This is a genomic window from Alteromonas sp. RKMC-009, assembly GCF_003584565.2.
Classification (GTDB): domain Bacteria; phylum Pseudomonadota; class Gammaproteobacteria; order Enterobacterales; family Alteromonadaceae; genus Alteromonas.
The window spans coordinates 479798-498544 of sequence record NZ_CP031010.1 but is presented as its reverse complement, the minus strand read 5'-3'; the positions used below and the strand labels follow the sequence as shown (position 1 = coordinate 498544).

Annotated in this window: 14 protein-coding genes; 8 read left to right on the top strand and 6 right to left on the bottom strand. The window is 50.8% G+C overall.

All coding sequences use genetic code 11. From position 1 onward, the window contains the following. Nucleotides 1-6 precede the first annotated feature (6 nt). Nucleotides 7-669, bottom strand: a complete 663-nt coding sequence (locus DS731_RS02115; protein WP_119499790.1) for a glutathione S-transferase — start codon at nt 667-669, stop codon at nt 7-9. Nucleotides 670-844: 175 nt separating this feature from the next. Here DS731_RS02115 and DS731_RS02110 point away from each other — a divergent pair, with 175 nt between their 5' ends. The 5 genes from DS731_RS02110 (at nt 845) to DS731_RS02090 (ending at nt 7675) form a co-directional block, all read left to right on the top strand. After that, on the top strand, nt 845-2272 hold the full coding sequence (locus tag DS731_RS02110; protein WP_119499789.1) for a protein adenylyltransferase SelO: 1428 nt from the start codon (nt 845-847) through the stop codon (nt 2270-2272). Next, on the top strand, nt 2260-2568 hold the full coding sequence (locus DS731_RS02105; RefSeq protein ID WP_161599076.1) for a DUF3630 family protein: 309 nt from the start codon (nt 2260-2262) through the stop codon (nt 2566-2568). Before DS731_RS02110 ends, DS731_RS02105 begins: the two co-directional genes overlap by 13 nt. Nucleotides 2569-2635: 67 nt before the next feature. Next, complete coding sequence (locus DS731_RS02100; RefSeq protein ID WP_119499787.1) at nt 2636-5506, top strand: EAL domain-containing protein; 2871 nt, start codon at nt 2636-2638, stop codon at nt 5504-5506. Between the two features lie 109 nt (nt 5507-5615). Further along, nucleotides 5616-6230 (top strand): GTP cyclohydrolase II, encoded by a 615-nt coding sequence (gene ribA / locus DS731_RS02095; protein WP_119499786.1) that lies wholly within the window; start codon nt 5616-5618, stop codon nt 6228-6230. 119 nt (nt 6231-6349) lie between these two features. Beyond that, nucleotides 6350-7675: a DUF3300 domain-containing protein gene (locus DS731_RS02090; RefSeq protein WP_119499785.1), complete on the top strand. Its 1326-nt coding sequence runs from the start codon at nt 6350-6352 to the stop codon at nt 7673-7675. 53 nt (nt 7676-7728) lie between these two features. Here DS731_RS02090 and DS731_RS02085 read toward each other — a convergent pair whose 3' ends face one another. Together DS731_RS02085 and DS731_RS02080 are read right to left on the bottom strand one after the other, a co-directional pair. Next, nucleotides 7729-8604 (bottom strand): ATP-grasp domain-containing protein, encoded by an 876-nt coding sequence (locus DS731_RS02085; protein ID WP_119499784.1) that lies wholly within the window; start codon nt 8602-8604, stop codon nt 7729-7731. A 20-nt stretch (nt 8605-8624) separates the two neighbouring features. After that, a complete protein-coding gene (locus tag DS731_RS02080) occupies nt 8625-9143 on the bottom strand; it encodes a hypothetical protein (RefSeq protein ID WP_119499783.1) in 519 nt (172 codons plus the stop codon). A gap of 76 nt (nt 9144-9219) precedes the next feature. Here DS731_RS02080 and DS731_RS02075 point away from each other — a divergent pair, with 76 nt between their 5' ends. The 3 genes from DS731_RS02075 (at nt 9220) to DS731_RS02065 (ending at nt 12359) form a co-directional block, all read left to right on the top strand. After that, the gene (locus tag DS731_RS02075; protein WP_119499782.1) at nt 9220-10185 is read left to right on the top strand and encodes a zinc transporter ZntB; all 966 of its coding nucleotides are present in this window, start codon (nt 9220-9222) and stop codon (nt 10183-10185) included. Nucleotides 10186-10344: 159 nt separating this feature from the next. Then, nucleotides 10345-11826: a methyl-accepting chemotaxis protein gene (locus tag DS731_RS02070; protein WP_119499781.1), complete on the top strand. Its 1482-nt coding sequence runs from the start codon at nt 10345-10347 to the stop codon at nt 11824-11826. Beyond that, on the top strand, nt 11823-12359 hold the full coding sequence (locus DS731_RS02065; protein WP_119499780.1) for a DUF6436 domain-containing protein: 537 nt from the start codon (nt 11823-11825) through the stop codon (nt 12357-12359). The genes DS731_RS02070 and DS731_RS02065 overlap by 4 nt, the downstream gene beginning before the upstream one ends. A 275-nt stretch (nt 12360-12634) precedes the next feature. Here the strand turns inward: DS731_RS02065 and DS731_RS02060 are convergent, their stop codons facing one another. The 3 genes from DS731_RS02060 to DS731_RS02050 all read right to left on the bottom strand — a co-directional run bounded on the left by DS731_RS02060 (nt 12635) and on the right by DS731_RS02050 (nt 18719). Next, complete coding sequence (locus DS731_RS02060) at nt 12635-13576, bottom strand: histone deacetylase family protein (protein ID WP_119499779.1); 942 nt, start codon at nt 13574-13576, stop codon at nt 12635-12637. Next, nucleotides 13573-15414 (bottom strand): GNAT family N-acetyltransferase, encoded by a 1842-nt coding sequence (locus DS731_RS02055; RefSeq protein WP_119503259.1) that lies wholly within the window; start codon nt 15412-15414, stop codon nt 13573-13575. Before DS731_RS02055 ends, DS731_RS02060 begins: the two co-directional genes overlap by 4 nt. 194 nt (nt 15415-15608) lie before the next feature. Beyond that, nucleotides 15609-18719: an efflux RND transporter permease subunit gene (locus DS731_RS02050; protein WP_119499778.1), complete on the bottom strand. Its 3111-nt coding sequence runs from the start codon at nt 18717-18719 to the stop codon at nt 15609-15611. Nucleotides 18720-18747: the final 28 nt, after the last annotated feature.

Genomic DNA, 18747 nt, shown 5'->3' with positions numbered 1-18747 from the left:
GAAATCTCAGGCGTAATCGTACTCACCGCCTTTTTCCAGCGCCCGCTGATAGGCAGGCCGGTCATGAATTTTTTTCACCCACGCCTTAATCGCTGGATAATCATCAGCCTGCCCCATGGCAACCAGTGTTTCCAGCGGAAACAGCATCTGCACATCAGCGCCGGTGGGTTCCGTCCCTGCGAACCAGGCATGATTCTGCAGATGGGACTCGGTGAATTTTAAACTCTGGATAAGATTCGGCTTGTAGTAAGCGTCCATAATGCCGTCGAGGATTTTTTTTGCCAGTGGTCTTAACAGCGCCGGTACTTTCTGTTTTGCTTTTGAGAACACCAGCATCGCCACTCTGGGAGGCATCAGCGATCCCTCAGCAAAATGCAGCCAGAACAGATATTGCTGATAGCGACTTTCTTCCTCCGGCACAGCAAATGCGCCATTTCCGTAATGCCGCACCACGTATTCAACAATGGCACCGGACTCTGCCAGAGACACATTCTCAGTGGTCAGAACCGGAGAACGGCCAAGTGGATGAACTGCCTTCAGATCCACCGGCGCAAGACCCGTCTTCGCATCCCGCTGGTATTTCTCCAGTTTGTACTCAACATCCAGCTCCTCCAGTAACCAGAGTAACCGTTGCGACCGCGAATTATTTAAATGATGAATCGTTAACACGTCTCAATACTCCTTGTTGAGTGGGATTGCCGTGGTTAGTGGGATTATTATTGATTACGCTCTCTTCCGGGGCTGAGTTTATAATTAATTTTTAGTAATCTACATAGCCTGATGTTAACTGGAAATCAGTATCAAAACACATCAGACTAATTTTCCCGAATTTCTTAAGGCCCCCATGAAACTTACTCACAGTTATGCCAGCGCACTGTCATCCATGGTTTCCCCTGTAAAACCGGCAGTGCTTAAGCAACAACAGCTGCGCCTGGTGAACCGGCCACTGGCCGCACAATTGGGCCTGCCTGAGGCATGGTGGACAGATAATCACATTACCACGTTACTGGCGGATGAAAGCTCAGCACTTTGCGAAAGCGCAGTGGCTCAGAAATATGGTGGTCATCAGTTTGGCCAGTGGAACCCGTTTCTTGGCGACGGCCGCGGCTTACTGCTGGCAGGAGCGGTGGATAAAGAAGGCAAAGTAACAGACCTGCACCTCAAAGGCGCCGGTCCGACACCTTATTCCAGAGGCGCAGACGGCCGCGCGGTATTACGCTCAACGATCCGCGAATATATTGGCGGCGAAGCATTGCATGCCCTTGGTATTCCCTCATCACGAAGTTTGTGCCTCTTCAGCAGCGCAGAAACCGTTTTCCGGGAGCAGCCGGAACAGGGAGCGATGATGATCCGCACCTGCCCAAGTCACATACGCTTCGGGCATTTTGAATACTTCTTCCACAGCGGTGAAAAAGACAAGCTCAATGCACTGTTTGACTACACGTTGGCTACCCACTTCCCGGAATGCCTCGATGCTGCAAATCCTCATCTGGCCCTGCTCACGGCCATCACTTTACGTACCGCACGGCTGATTGCGTTGTGGCAAACTCACGGTTTCGTCCATGGCGTGATGAATACAGACAATATGTCTGTGCACGGGATTACCTTTGATTACGGGCCCTATGCCTTTATGGACGGGTTTAAGGCTGATGCCGTCTTTAACCACTCTGATCATCAGGGACGCTACGCATTTGATCAGCAACCTGGCATTGGCCTGTGGAATCTGAATGTACTGGCGCACTGCTTTTCTGACCACTGCTCCGTTGATGAAATCCGCTCTGCTCTGCAACGCTACGAACCGGCGTTTATTAACCAGTTCGGCAATGCGATGTGCCGGCGGATGGGACTGGACAGCGCTTCTCCCTCATCCATGCCAGTAGTTAATCAGTGGCTTAATATGCTGGAACAGCAACAGTCAGACTACACTTTTTCTTTTAGAAAGTTGGCACTTACAAACCTTACAGATTCACGCTGTCCGCTACGTGATGATTTTGTTGATCGTGAGACATTTGATAACTGGTGGCAAAATTACCGCTCATTACGGTTTGAACAGTCGACGCAGCCTGAGGATATCCGCCCGTTTAATCCGGCGGTGATCCCGCGAACCCATCTTCTACAACAAGCCATTGAAGATGCAGAAAGCGGCGACTTTACAACCTGTGAGCAATTGCTGGAGGCATGTACTTCGCCCTTCGATACGCGATGGGACAGCCACCCTTTCAGCACACCGCCGAAACAAACACGTGGAGGAATGCTGTCGTGCAGCAGTTAACAGCAGAAGCTCTGAAACAACAAGCCAAAAGGCAGAACGAACTTATTTTACTGGCGTTTCCCCTGCCTGATACACCGGCCAGAGCAACCCAATTTGCTAACCGGTTAGGTGCACTACTGGATGCTGTGCCCCAACCTCCTGAATGGGGCGCAGATCGTATGCAGGTTATTTATTCTGCCGGAGAATTACGTTTTCTCCTTTGCATTGAATGGTTATGTGATGCCATGTGGCTGGAGCCCGCTGGCGGCATCGCGAGTAATACAGACACTTTATGGCAGCACATCAACTCAAAATAGGATTCGTGATCCTGCAAGGTTTGTATTAGTATAAAAAACAATCAAAACAAGATGGTGCGAGCAGGGAATGAGACGTGCTGAGCGGGCGGGAGCCGGCAATTTTTTTGTCACAGTGTTACTGATAATAACCGGGCTGTTGTTCAGTCCGCTGTGCAGTATCGCCGCCGATAAACTTCTTTCCCGCGATTTTGTGTCAGTCAACCTGAATGCCGAAGTACCGGTTTATGTTGCCGGCGACAACCTCACTCCCTCAGAAGCCCTACAGAACCGCTCAAACCTGCCTGTCAGCGATTCGTTGATGCCCCTTGAGGATGGTGAGGCGTTATGGCAGTTCATTGATGTCCATTCCGTTCTCGACCGTGCGTCGTCACTGGTAGTCAGTATTGAAAAGCCCGGCGTTGATGAGGCCGGTATCTTTACGCTGGACGCCCGTGGCAACCTGCTAAGCGCCACGGTTTTAACCGCTTCTGAACCGGTAGCAGAGTATTACCGGCAGGGCGCACTGGTTGTTCCTGTTACGTTACAGGCCGGCGTCACCACCACACTGGCCGTCAGGTTGAAAGATCATGGCTTCCGCGCATTTCCGGTGTATTTATGGGACACCCAAAAGCTGTCGGAGCGGCAACAAAATAATTTACTCCTTTTCGGCCTTACCACAGGTTCACTGACCGTGCTGTTCGGCTATTTCTTGCTGACCTGGTTGTATAAACAAACCCGCAGCAGATTCTGGCTGTCAGCACTGGCCGCAAATTGCCTGTTGATTCTGGTCTGGGTGCAAGGGGAACTGGTTATTGCCAGCGGCCTGCAACAACACTTTGAAATTATATTCACTCTGCTGATGCTGATGGTGTGTTTTGTTCTTTTGAAACTGACCCGCCACTTCTTCACCCGCGTGCCTCAGCTTGTCCATCTTCTGCAAAGTATCGCCCTTGGCGCACTGGCTATTGCCGCACTGGCATTAGGTAATCCGTTCTTCACGTTCAGTACAGGCTGCTTTGCAATGCCTGTATTTACCACTCTGTTTGCCCTTGAAGCACTGATATATCGCGATCGCCGTATTCCGTCCCTCACTTTCATATACCTGCTGGCCTGGGGGCTGTTCATGGTGGCGTTTACCCATTGTTTTTCTAACATGGTAAACGGGATATCTTTTGACGATGTGTCACCGGTCCTGGAAATCCTTATCGTGGTGCTGTCGGTGATGGCACTGGGAATTGGTGCTGAAATACAAGAGCGCACGGTGAGTGATGATCAGCTCTCTACCCAGCGCCGCCGGATATCTGATCTCCAGCGCTTTTACGATCTGTTCCGCACTGCCGCAGAAGGGCTGTATACCTCTACCCTTGATGGCAAGCTAAAAACGGTCAACCCTGCTATGTGTGCCGTATTTGGCTATGACAGTGAAGGCGATATGCTCAAATCTGTCACCAACACAGCCACCTTCTATGCCGATGAAAATGACCGTAAAGCCCTGGTCGCCGAGCTGCTTGAGAAAAATGTGATTCTGGGAAAAGAAATCCGCGGTACCCGGGCTGATGGCAGTGAGTTCTGGTTTTCACTCTCCTGTCAGTTAAAACGGGAAAGTGACGATATTTACCTTTACGGTTCGGTATTTGATATCACCAGCCGCAAAGAAATGGACCTGAGCCTGCAATACCTCGCCAGCCACGATTCCCTCACCGGCGCGATGAACCGCAGAGAATTTGAATTGCAACTGGCCAGCGCGATGCAGGCACGTACAGAAAACTCTCCGCCAGTTATCCTGCAATACCTCGACCTGGACAGATTTAAAACCGTTAACGATACCTGTGGTCATAAAGCAGGTGACAGACTAATCAAAGAAATTGCCAGCCTGCTGAAATCCACATTAGGCAACCGTGGCCTGCTGGCTAGGCTGGGAGGCGATGAATTTGCCGCTTTATACACAACCGAAACTGAAGAATCAGCATTCTTGTGTGGTAACAAGATGCTGAATGCGGTGCAGGCCTACCGGTTTGTCTGGGATAACCAGGTATTCAATCTGGGTGTCAGTATCGGCATGGTGAACAGCGATCAAATCGACGCCAGTGCGGAGCATCTGTTAAGTCTGGCAGATAATGCCTGTTATATGGCCAAGCGGAACGGCAGAAATTGTATTCATCAGTTAAAAGGTAATGACGAGGCGCTGCAACGTTACACCGAAGAACTCGACTGGGTGAAGCGCATTCAGTCTGCGCTGCAGTCCGGCGGCTTTGAACTTTATTATCAGCCGCTCATGCCTCTGCAAACGGAAGCCGGCGGTGACTACTTTGAAATTCTTGTGCGCATGAAGGGAGACCAGGGCCAGATATATGAACCGGCAGCTTTCCTGCCGACAGCGGAAAGATACGATCTTTCTCCCCTCATAGACCAGTGGGTTGTTACCCATACGCTCAGCTGGCTGGGAGCCCATCCCGTTCAACTGGCTAACCTTGCCCAGTGCAATATTAATTTGTGCGGCACGGCACTGGCAGATGAAAATCTGAAACTGCAAATCCTGAAAGCGTTTGAGCAACACAATGTGCCTTACAGTAAAATTTGTTTTGAAATTACTGAAACGGCCGCCATTGTGCAGATGGACAGAACATTAGAATTTATCCGCACCTTTAAACAGTTAGGTTGTAAATTTGCCCTTGATGATTTTGGTACCGGATTCTCGTCCTACGGCTATTTAAGGGATTTGCCGGTTAACTGCGTGAAAATTGATGGCAGCTTTGTTCAGGACATGCATACCAGTCCGGTGAATAAGGTACTGGTGTCGTCTATCAATGATGTGGCCAAGGCCATTGGCATGTCGACAGTCGGCGAATACGTAGAAAGCGCGCTGGCGATGGAATCCCTGCGTGCCATTGGTGTGGATTTCGCTCAGGGCTTTGCAATTGCCCACCCCGCTCCGCTGGATAATTTTGTCAGGTTGTAACTGTCAGCACTATTTCATAAACAATTGCTATAATATCACACTCACTATCTTGTAAAATGTCACATCATCCCCACATTACCGTGGATGAAATAGCAGGCATAGAAGTGCAATGACCAGTAAGCAACCTAAATACGAATATATCAGTTCCGCCAAACTCCCTACCCGTATGGGTGAATTCCGCATTCACGGCTTTGTTGAATTAAGCGGGCAGGAACATGTGGCATTATCTTACGGCTCGTGGGAAGAAGGCGATACTGTGCCGATTCGTATTCATTCAGAATGCCTTACCGGTGATGCTTTATTCAGTACACGTTGCGATTGTGGCTTCCAACTGGAAAAAGCCATGCAGAATATTGTCGACCACGGTTTCGGCGTGATTCTGTATTTGCGCCAGGAAGGCCGGGGTATTGGCCTGTTGAATAAAATCCGCGCTTACAACCTGCAGGACAGCGGCATGGATACCGTTGAAGCGAATGAGCATCTGGGTTTTGATGCAGATTTACGCAGCTACGATATCTGTAAACTCATGCTGGACACACTGAAAATCGGCAAAGTGGAGCTGATGACGAATAATCCCCGCAAACTGAAAGCGCTGGAAGACTTAGGCATCGAAATTGTTGCCAGAAAGCCTATCGATCACGGCATGACTAAAGACAATAAACATTACCTGAAAACAAAAACCGAAAAGCTCGGCCACGTTTTCGACCCTCACATGTTCAAATAATTCTGACAAACCTGAACCACCCGTAACGGATTGGTTCAGGTTTGGTTAATGTATAACCGGCTATAACGTTTCATATACTGACTACATTCCGTGATATTTTGCGGAATAACGGAGTGACTATGAAACCTGTTACCTTTGCCGTTATCGCTTCTCTGGCTGCCGGAGCCCTGATACTGCCATCCACAGCACTCAGTGCTGAAACACAGCAGATACAGCAGCAGAACGCGGCCTATACCGACGCTGAACTCGACAGTTTGCTGGCGCCGGTTGCCCTCTATCCGGACACCATTCTTACTCACATTCTCATTGCATCTACTTACCCTCTGGAAGTGGTGGCTGCTGACCGCTGGCGTCAGGATCATGCAGAAATGGACAGTGAGGAAGTGGAAGAGGCAATTGAAGATTTCAACTGGGATCCCAGTGTTAAAGCAATCGTACCTTTCAGCGACATACTGCATACATTAAGCAACGATCTCGACTGGCTACAGGCCCTTGGCGACAATGTACTAATCAGTCAAAGCCGCGTTCTGGCAAGAGTTCAGGTATTGCGTCAGCACGCACTGAATGCCGGCACATTGATAAACAATGAATATCAGCGCATTGAGCGTGACCGCGAAGTGATTGTTATTGAACCGGTACGCAAAGAAATTGTGTATGTTCCCTACTACGATACACGGGTGGTTTACGGCAACTGGTGGCATCCGGCCATCGCCCCTGTGTACTGGCATCACCCTGTTCACTACCATCAAACCGCGTCATTCTACTGGAATCCCGGGATCCGGCTGTCTACTACCTTCTATTTCGGCGGTATCAGCTGGCACGATCGCCATGTGATTGTTACCCGCCGGCCGGTGAAACGCTTTTACTATGGTAGTGACATCAAGCGCTCTTACAGCCGCGATTATCAGCCATGGCAACATAGTGCAGAGCATCGCCGGGTGCGCTATTCAGACCGCGTGGTCAGCACGAAAGACACCCGTTACATCAATGACGCAAGGCCTGTGAGGCATAAAGTGGACTACAACAGTTCTCCCCGCAGCGCGCCTGCAGTAGTAAGCCGCTCTGTTGTTAACAGACAGGAGCCGGTCAATCAGAAACATGTGAAACGCTATTCCGGCAATGAAACAGATAAGCGCAGTACTCCGGACAAGCAATACCGTCAAATTGAGCCACGGGCCAAAGGGCCGGAAACTAACAACATTGTACGCCAGTCACCGGACGTAAAACGCTACACGCAGCCGGTACAGCAGGACCGTCAGGTTAAACAGTACAGGGCTCAGAACAGTTATAACGCACAGGGAAATGGCAGAGACGCAGCCGCAAGCAGAAATCAGTATGCGGGGAAAAATAATGTCTCCCGCCAACAACCTGCTCCACGGCCGCAATATCATCAGCAAAGCCGGGAGAAAGTAAGTAACGGCGCAAGAATGCGGGACAAAGATTAACGCCGCGTTTTATTAATAAGGGCTCAGTCCGGCTGCAGCCCTTTTTGTTTCCTTCAGCCTTTACCGTGACGGCTTACAAACACATCAACAAAACGGGCGGCGGAGGATTCATCAATATTAAAATAGAGCGATGGCTCAATGAGTTCCAGCTCCATAATTGCCCAGCCTGTATCAGTCCGGATAAGGTCGACTCTCGCATACAGATAGCAGTCAGGCATAGCATTGAGTGCTGCTTCACAAACACTTAGCATGTCACCATCAGGGGTAAAAGCGGATAACCTGCCACCGTGTTCTTCCTGTACCCTGAAGTCGCCCGCCTTTGGTTGCTTTAACAACGTGTGACTGTACTGCCCGCCAAAGTAAAAGAGTGAGTACTCACCCTCGCCGGTGACACTTTGTAAAAAAGGCTGCACCATCAACTTGCGGTTGTGAAAAAGCTCATTCAGTTGAGCGGTATAGTCTGCTGCATCACCGCGATGAATGCGAAACGTATCGTCAGCATTGGCGCTCAGCGCCGGTTTGATCACCAGTTCGTCTGTTTTGAATACTACAAATTGCTCAATAAACCAGTCTGCCGAAAAAGAGTCTGCCCAACTTGTGGGCACCACCGGTACGCCCTGACTTTCCAGCGACTGCAGATACGTTTTTTCAATGTTCCACTTCATGAGTGACAACGGGTTGTGTAGCGTGGCCTGTGAAGCTTCAATGCGCTCAAGGCACGCAATAAACCCGTCGGGATCCTGCTGATAATCCCAGGGACTTCTCACAATCACATGGCTAAATCTGTTCCAGTCCACGGATTCATCCCGCCAGGCAATGGTTTCAACATCGTAGCCATGTGCGTTGAAATGAGGGATAAGCATTTCATCGTAAACGAAGAAATCTTCAAGGGCCGACGTATCCATTGAAAGGAAAGCAATCACAGACATAACTACTCCGTCCGGACAGATTAAAATTCTATAACCAGTTGACCACTTTCCACCCGCATATCCCGTGGCAAACGGTTACCCAGTATGGACAGGTTCAGATCTTTAAAATTCACCAGCAGGATCACCGGTGCAGACTGCCCTTTAAGCTGTTCAGCCCAGCGCAGGATGTCCTTCTCGTTATCCAGTGTGCTGCTCAACACGTTAAAATCATCCAGTTTGGGACGGATGATTTGCAACTCGCCTTTACTGCCGTCATAAAACAGCTCACCACTTAATCTGGCTGCCGCTTCCATCTTCTGACCGCCCTGCGTACCCAGCAAATTCACTTCTACAGCCACGTTATTATTGGCTTGCAGAAACAATGACGGGTCGCTGATAACAACCTTCATATCCTGGTAATACTGTGTTTGCGGAAAGGTCATCCGCACGACCTGATTCAGGTCCTGCTGAGACAAACGAAACGTAAATGCCTGTGCCTGCGTAACAAAAAACATCATTGCTACAGTTAACGCAAAGGAGAAACGGGTTAGATTACGCATAAGACCTCGTGGTAAATTTAGCTCGCGCTACTTTAACACAGTCGCAAAAATTAACGCAGCACAGGGAGCCCATATTATGACGGGTACAGCATTTTTAACCGCCTATATTATTTCAGCAGACGGCCACGCCCGGGCGCTTGAGCAAAGCGAGCTGACAAAGCCCTGCCAGCCTGATGAATACAAATGGGTGCACGTACAAAGTGACGCCCCGGACTCAGCGTCTATTCTGGCAGATTTATCAGTAACCAGTGCCATCAGTGATGCACTGTGCGCACCGGAAACCCGCCCGAGGGCTATGCAGCTGGATCATGGCGTGCTGATATACCTCAGGGGAATCAATAAAAACCCCGATGCTGACCCGGAAGACATGGTGTCATTACGGATCTGGTGTGAGAAAAACCTTATCGTCACTGCCCGCCGGAAAGACCGCCGCCTGCTATCGGTGCAAAACCTTCAGGACGATGTGACATCAGGCAATGCGCCTACCTCCCCGTCAGATTTACTTCTCGATCTGGTGATGCGTATTGCTGATCGTATTCACGATGCTGTTGACGAAATTGATGAAGCACTGATCGCTTTTGAAGAGGATATTTCACTGAACAAACAGGACCGTCAAAGTCTCGCAGACCTGCGCCGGCAGGCAGCGACAATCCGGCGCTTTCTGGCACCACAGCGGGACGCGCTGGACACCCTGTTCCGTTTCTCAGGATTTCTTGAGCAAGACCAGGCATTCTTTTTACGGGAGCAAACTGACCGCATAGCCCGCTATGTCGAGGACCTGGATTTAGCCCGCGAACGGGCTGTTGTTCTGCAAGATGAGTTGAGAAACCGGATTGCTGACCAGCAAGGGATGCGAATGTATGTACTGTCCATGGTCACCGCCATCTTCCTGCCACTGTCTTTTCTTACCGGTGTATTCGGCATGAATGTGGCAGGACTGCCGGGGACAGAATCTCCGGGCGCGTTTACCCTGTTAATGAGTGCAATGGGCGGACTGGCCGTGGTTATGCTGATTGCGATGCTGTGGAAGCGGTGGCTGTAATACGAACAATTTAAACGACAATTGCGCCTGATTAGACAAAAGTGCCATGGAGCAGTGCACATATGCGTACTATGCTATGCATTAATTTGATCTGGCGCACATCGTTGACAGAAAGTTGACCTATACTCAGTGCGTAGATAGTTACATTGAGGACGCCCCATGCAATATCCCTGGATTCTTGACGGTCACAGGATCTTTCGCATTATATTGCCCGTGCAGTTTGCGCTTGCTGTTGCAATCGGTTTTTACACCGGCGAACTGTTACCCGCCTTTATCTTCGGTTTACCTATTATTGCACTGCCGCTGTTTTTCAGTTTTACCCAACCGGGCTCTCTGCTAAGCCGGGCGACAATCGCTATTGCCGTGCAGTTGATGACAGCGCTGCACATCAACCAGACCTTTGGTCTCATTGAGTGGCACTTCGAAATTTTCGTTCTTCTGGCCATCCTGGTTGTATTCCGGGACTGGCTGGTAATTGGCATTGCTACCGCCGTTGTAGCGGTTCATCACATCGGCTTCTTCGTACTGCAGACTCAGGGAGCGGGTGTTTTCATCTTTGAAGAAGGGCACATCACTTTCTTCATTCTGGTTTTACATGCCCTGTTCGCTATTGCTGAATGTGTGGCGCTTATGTATGTTGCCAAACGCTCCCACGACGAAGGCGTCAATGCGTTTGCCCTCAGTAATACAGTGTCTCAGGTTCTCGCACAAAGGGACCGCATTGACCTGACTATTAAAATCCCGCAGGACAACAAAGGCATCAGTCAGTTTGCTGATTTGCTCATGCAAATTAAGTCTCTGGTGGCCAATGCCCGCCAGTTAACAGACAAAGTAGCCTCGTCCAGTGAAGTGATAAAGTCAGCTACGGTAGAACTGAGCCGTACCAGTGCCGAAAGTGCCAATGAGGTCAGCAGCGTTTCATCCGCGTCTGAAGAAATTGCAGTGTCGATGCAACTGACGACAGAAAGAACCCAGCTTGCCAACGATAAAACCAGTCAGGCTTCCTCACTCACCGGCGATTCCAAGCAAGCCATAGATGCAACGGCAAGCTCCATCGCTTCGCTTAAGAGTGTGCTGACTCAGGCAGCAAAAACCAATGCCGAACTCAATGAACGGTGTAGTAACATTTCAGATGCCATGCGCTCTATCACCGCGGTAGCCGAGCAAACAAACCTGCTGGCCCTGAACGCGGCAATTGAGTCCGCCCGTGCCGGCGAACATGGTCGCGGTTTCGCTGTAGTAGCAGACGAAGTTCGCACGCTGGCAATCCGCTCGAAAGAAAGTGCGGATGAAATCACCACCATTACCGAACAGTTAGTTGCCAGTACCGCCAGCTCCGTGGAGCAGATGCAGACCTGTATTACTCTGGTAGACAAGGCTGTAGAAGATTCCTCCAATGCCAGCTCAGCCATGTCTGAAATTGAAGAACAAATTACGTCGGCCTCTGAGCACATGACTGAAGTGGCAAGTTCTGCCGTTGAACAGGAAGCCGCTTCCCAGTCTATTGCGGAAAGTACGGCGAAAATGCACGAACTATCTCAGGAAGAAGCCGCCACAGCAGCGCAACTTGAGCAACAGGTAGTACAACTTTCTTCACTGTGCAGGGACATGCAGGCAGCCATACAGAAATTCAGCGTATGATGAAGGGCAAAGCCAGCTGGCTGTTGATGATTGCCTGGCTTTGCGTACTAATGACCGGTCTGTGGGTATACGGCGGTAATCAGACAGTCCCTTTCGATCCCGACCTTACCCTCACGTCCGCTTCGCAGGACAAAGACTTCGATACACGTTTTGTTTCTGAAATGGCAGAGGCAGGCATCACTCCCGGCACCATCGTCCATTTCGAGGCAGACACGCCCTGCTTCTGCAATTCCCTGAGCCGGCAGCATCAGAAAGAGCTGACAAACCTGCTGCAGGATAATGGTTATGTTTTTAAAACACTGAACATCAACGAATACTCATCCCTCGCCGCCGAAATCCCCAGCTTTCCCGCCGTTGCAGTCATCGACAGTAAAAACCAGCTCCGGTATCTGGGTGCTTATGCAACAGGACTCGGCTGCTATACCGGCGATGATCTGGTCACCACTATCGCGGCAGAAGTTCAAAAACCGGATTTCAACGGCGCAATGCTTAACATAGCCGGCGAAGGCTGCTATTGCGCAGTTAAAAGCTGATTGTCTGGAGTCTGTGCCAGCGAGAGGGAGAGAGGTTGCCTGCAAAACCGTCAGCCGCATGGATGCGGCTGCCGAGCTTCCAGGGATGGATTTACAGCGAGTTTTGCAGGCAACCTCTCTCCCCGCACGCGAAAATGACCACCACGGTTAATCAGGCTTTACCGGTTTTGCGGGTTACTTTGCTCCCTGCGGCTCTATACGAACACATGCCGTAGTAAGTTTTGCAGGCAACACCTCCCCCCGTTCGCGAAAACGACCACCACGGCTAATTAGGATCACGCGCCGCCGGTTTCGTTAGCGTCGCCCTGTAAACCCTTGATATGAGCGACAACGGAGCGGGCCAGGGCGCTGTGGTTGTAGCCACCTTCCAGTGTGCTCACGATTCTGCCGTGGCAGCAGGCGTCAGCGACTTTTCGCAGTTCTGCGGAGATCCACTTGTAATCGTCTTCCCGCAAGCGTAAATGCGCCATGTGGTCTTCTGCATGGGCATCGAACCCGGCAGAAATCAGGATCAGCTCGGGTTTGTAGTTCTTCAGTGCATCGAACCAGTAAGACACTTTTTCCCGGAATGCTTCACCCGTAGCTCCCGCGTCCAGTGGCACACCGAGAATGTTGCTGGCAGAAACCGGTGCGCCGCTATGGGGATAGAACGGGTGCTGAAACGATGAGCACATCATAATGCGCTCATCACCGGCAATAATATTCTCCGTGCCATTACCGTGGTGTACGTCAAAATCGACAATAGCTACCCGGCTTAAATCATAATGCTTTAATGCGTAACGGGCGGCGACAGCGATGTTGTTAAACAGGCAGAATCCCATGGCCGATGCGTATTCTGCGTGGTGACCTGGCGGGCGCACGGCACAAAATGCCTGCCGGTCTTCTCCGTCCATTACCCAGTCTACTGCGTCTATACCGGCACCGGCAGCATACAGCGCAGCGCTCAGCGTAATGGGAGTCATACCGGTATCGTCTTCCACCCACACCAGACCCGTTTTCGGCGAGCGTTCAAAAATACTGTCGACATAGTAGGGGTCATGGGCTAAGACCAGATGTTCCTTTTTACAGGGTTTGGCATCGGCATGCTGGCAGGTCATTTCCAGACCTGACGCCAGTAACTGATCGTCGATGGCATACAAGCGGTCCGGCGACTCCGGATGGTCATGCCCCACATCATGATGCAGGCAGTCCTTGCCGCGAAATATCCTCACTGTCACGCTTCATCCTCCAGTTTCAATTCCAGTTCAACATCGCTGGGATCACTGGAAAACAGGCGCTTAAAATTAGCATTCTCGAAAATCGCAATCATCGGCTTATTTTCAGCCCGCACATAGGCCAGCATGCGACGCATCTTTCTGGCTTTGGCGATATCAATCAGGCGGGACAAGAGCAACTTGGCCATGCCCTTCCCTTGCTGATTTTCACGGGTAACAAATGCCGCTTCGCAGGAATTATCTTCAGGATTAAAGTAGAACCGGCCTACCGCGTGAATCGTGATCCGCGAACCTTCCTGACGCACAATGCACAGCGCCGCATCAGTGCGCTGATCCACGCTCACCAGATTACAGGATTTCTCCCGTGACATTTGCTTAGGGTCATAGTTGTAACGCAGGCGCAGCGTCTCTTTCGTGTGGGAATAGAAAAACTCCTGCAGACGGCGTTCATCTGCCGGATTCAGCGGCCGCAGATAATAGGTTTCACCCTGGATCACCAGCTTCTGTAACTGAATCGCGCCCAGTTCAGGAATATCCGTCGGGTACTTTTCCTGATAATGGGGCACCCAGTAATTCTTGCGGACTTCTTCCAGTAACTGACCCCGGAATTTCGGGTGCGCCACACGGATAAGCTCCATGGCGCGCTCGCGGATACTCTTACCCCGCAAAGACGCCACGCCGTATTCCGTTACCACGTAGTGTACATTTCCCCGGCTGGTCACCACGCCCGCCCCTTCTGTGATACAGGGTTTTATACGGGATACCGTTTCGTTCTTTGCCGTAGAAGGCAAAGCAATGATGGGCTTGCCGCCTTTGCTCATAGACGCGCCGCTGACAAAATCAACCTGTCCGCCAATGCCGCTGTAAAAATCGTAACCAATGGAATCAGCCACCACCTGTCCGGTGAGATCCACTTCAAGAGCACTGTTTATGGCTACCATTTTGTCGTTTTTGGCGATGTTGGTAGGCTTATTCACATAACTGCTGGGGTAAAACTCAATATGCGGGTTGTTATCAATAAAGTCATATAATTTGCGGGTACCGATAGCAAAGCTGGTCACCACTTTGCCAGGGTGAAAAGTTTTCTTCCGGTTGGAAATCGCGCCGGATTCAATCACTTCAATAATACTGTCTGTGAGCATTTCACTGTGAATGCCCAGGTCTTTATGATGCAGTAAGTATTTTAATGTGGCGCTGGGAATTTTACCGATGCCGAATTGCAGGGTTGAGCCGTCTTCCACCAGCATCGCCACGTATTGCCCAATCCTTTCGGTAATGCTGTCTATGGGTGGCGGCGCTACCTCAACCAGCTCCTGGTCCGCCTGAATACATGCAGTAATTTCACTGATGTGAATGTAGGAATGTCCTGATGTGCGGGGAACAGACTCATTGATTTGCGCAATCACGATATCGCAATGCCGGACTGCCGACATGCATATATCCACCGATGCACCTAACGAGCAGTAACCGTGTTCATCCGGCGGACTCACGTTTACCAGCACTGCATCCAGTTGCAGTGTGCCGTCAGTAAACAGGCTGGATATTTCAGATAAGAATACCGGCGTGTAATCGGCCCTTCCTTCGTCCACAGCACGGCGTACTTCTTCGCCACCGATAAAAAAGGTGTTTACTTTAAACAGTTGCCTGTGTTGCTCCTTTGCCCAGCGCGTGTCGCCCAACGCCAGCATGTGCACCATTTCAATGTCACTGAAGCCTGTACTGTGATCGATAAGATCCTGAATGAGGGCATAAGGTACAGAGGCATTACCGCCTACAAATACACGACAGCCCGATTTGATGAGTTGGTTCCATACCGGTTTTGGAGGTAAAACCACAGCCATGTCAGCATTCTCCGCATCAATACGTTTTACAGCATGACCGGCATCTTGCCATATTCTGCTCTGAAGGTATTGATCGGAATTAATTTTTAAGACTAAAAGCGGACACGGGACAGACACGCAAAGCGATTAAAAGGCGGGAAATAAAAACGCCGCCCTGCAAGCTGCAGGGCGGCGTCATTCAGAAGTACTTCGGATTACTCTTCTTCAGTGGCTTTCTTTGCGCCAAACCACTTGACGACCATCACATAGAACATAGGTACGAAGAAGATAGCCAGGAAGGTTGCCGCGAACATACCACCCATTACAGCGATACCGATAGCGTTCTGGCTTTCAGAGCCCGCGCCGGAGGAAATAGCCAGCGGCGTTACACCCAGAATGAAGGCCATGGACGTCATCAGGATAGGACGGAAACGTTGCTTGGCGGCAGTCGATACCGCTTCCATTAAGTCCATACCGTGCTCGTACTGTTCCTTAGCGAATTCCACAATCAGAATGGCGTTTTTCGCTGCCAGACCTACTGTGGTCAGGAACGCTACCTGCAGGTAAACGTCGTTCGGCAAACCGAATAACCAGGCGGCAACTACCGAACCTAAAATACCTAACGGTACCACCAGCATGACGGCGAATGGTACAGACCAGCTTTCATATAGTGCAGCCAAACACAGGAATACCACCAGAATAGACAATGCATAAAGCATAGGCGCCTGCGAACCGGCGGCCTGTTCTTCATAAGACAAGCCGGACCATTCCAGACCGAAGCCCGGTGGTAACTGCTTCACCAATTCCTGTGCCACGGCCATTGCCTCACCTGACGATACGCCGGGTGCAGGACTACCCTGAATATTCACAGCAGAGACACCGTTGAAACGTTCCAGTTTAGGCGAGCCGTAATTCCACTCCACTGTAGAGAACGCGCTGAACGCTACCATGTCACCATCACTGTTGCGCACGAACCATTTTTCCAGATCTTCAGGATCCATACGGTAAGCGGCGTCAGCCTGCATATACACACGCTTGATACGTCCGGCGTCAATGAAGTCATTCACATAAGTAGAACCCCAGGCGATGCTGAGCGTGCTGTTAATATCACTGAGTGACAGGCCAAGTGCAGACGCTTTTTCACTGTCGATGTTAATCTTGAACTGAGGCACGTCGCTCAGACCGTTCGGGCGTACACCCACCAGCTTCGGATTCTGCGCCGCCATGCCCAGGAACTGGTTACGGGCATTCATCAGGGCTTCGTGGCCGTTACCGGCGCGATCTACCAGTTGGAAATCAAAGCCCGTTGCGTTACCCAATTCACGGATTGGTGGCGGTAAAATCGGGAATGCCATGGCATCTTCGATTTGTCCCAGAGCACCGTAGGCCTGGTTAATAACGGTAAACGCACTGCTGGACTCGTCCCGTTTCTCCCAGTCGACCAGGTGAGCAAAGGCCATCCCTGAGTTCTGCGCAGCACCGGTGAAACTGAAGCCGACAATGGTGAACATGTCTTTCACCACATCGCCTTTGGTGTCCAGGAAGAAATCTTCCACCGTCTTCATCGATTCCAGCGTACGGCCGGCTGTTGCGCCCGGAGGAGCATTAACCAGAACCATGACCCGTCCCTGATCTTCATCCGGTAAGAACGAGCCTGCCAGCTGACTGAAAATAAACGCCATGCCGCCAACCAGTACCACGTAAATCAGCAGGAAGCGTTTGATTTTACCCGCCATACCCACTGCAGCGCGCTCGTAGCCGTCACGACCTTTGTTGAAGTTACGGTTAAACCAGCCGAAGAAACCCGTTTCACGCTTGTTCATCACATCTTTTTTGCGCAGCAGTACGGCACACAAAGACGGGGACAAGATAATTGCCACCAGTACTGAGAAGCTCATGGCTGCAACAATGGTGATTGAGAACTGACGGTAAATCGAACCGGCAGAGCCGCTGAAGAAAGCCATCGGGATAAACACGGTGGAAAGCACCACAGCAATACCCACCAGCGCGCTGGTGATCTGTCCCATGGATTTGCGGGTTGCTTCCTTGGCAGAAAGCCCCTCTTCTTCCATGATACGTTCAACGTTCTCTACCACAACAATGGCATCATCCACCAGCAGACCGATAGCCAGAACCATAGCAAACATGGTCAGTACGTTAATGCTGTAGCCGAAGGCAAACAGAACCGCGAATGTTCCCATCAGTACCACAGGTACTGCAATGGTGGGTACCAGTGTCGCCCGCCAGTTTTGCAGGAACAGCAGCATCACGAAGAATACCAGCACAATGGCTTCCAGCAGGGTTTTAACCACTGATTCAATAGAAAGTTTGATGAACGGCGAACTGTCGACCGGATACACCACTTCAACACCGTCAGGCAGGTTCACTGCCATTTCTTCCACTTTGGCTTTTACCCGCTCAATGGTGTCCAAAGCGTTGGCACCGGTCGCCAGAGATACCGCCATACCGGACGCGGGCTGACGGTTATAACGTGCGATGTAGCTGTAGTTTTCAGAGCCCAGTTCAACCCGTGCCACGTCTTTCACGCGCACCTGTGAACCGTCGGTGTTAACCCGCAATACAATATTTTCGAAATCTTCCACGGTACGCAAGATAGACTGCGCCGTGATAGTGGCATTGATTTGCTGACCTTCAATGGCCGGCAGGCCACCCAGTTGTCCGGCAGAAATGTCTGTATTCTGAGTTTGTATTGCGCCCTGAACATCCACAGGCGTCATGTTGTAGCTGTACAGTTTGTCAGGGTCCAGCCAGATACGCATAGAACGCTGGGCACCGAATACACGGGTTGTACCCACGCCGTTCACACGGGAAATGGGATCCTGATATTCTGATACCAGCAGGTCACTCAAATCGAACTGGGACAAGCGCCCGTCTTTAGAGTAGAAACCGATAACCACAGCAAACGTATCGTTTGACTTGGTCACGGTTACGCCCTGCTGCTGAACCTGTGTAGGTAACAGGGAGACGGAGCTTTGTACCTTGTTCTGAGTCTGAACCTGCGCAGTGTCCGGGTCAGTGCCCGGCTCGAAGGTCAGGGTAATCGTCATCCGGGTATTTTCACTGCTTGATGTGAAATAACGCAGATTGTCGATGCCCGACAGGCTTTGCTCAATGATTTGGGTGACGGTATTTTCGATAGTTTCCGCAGAGGCGCCCGGATAAGACGCACTGATGGTTACCGAGGGAGGGGCAACCTTGGGATACTGTTCGATGGGAAGACCTTGTATCGACAAGAGGCCGGCCATGATTGTGATCAGAGCCAGCACCCATGCAAACACAGGGCGATCAATAAAAAAACGTGCCATAAAGAATGTGTTCCTGCCTGAAAATTAG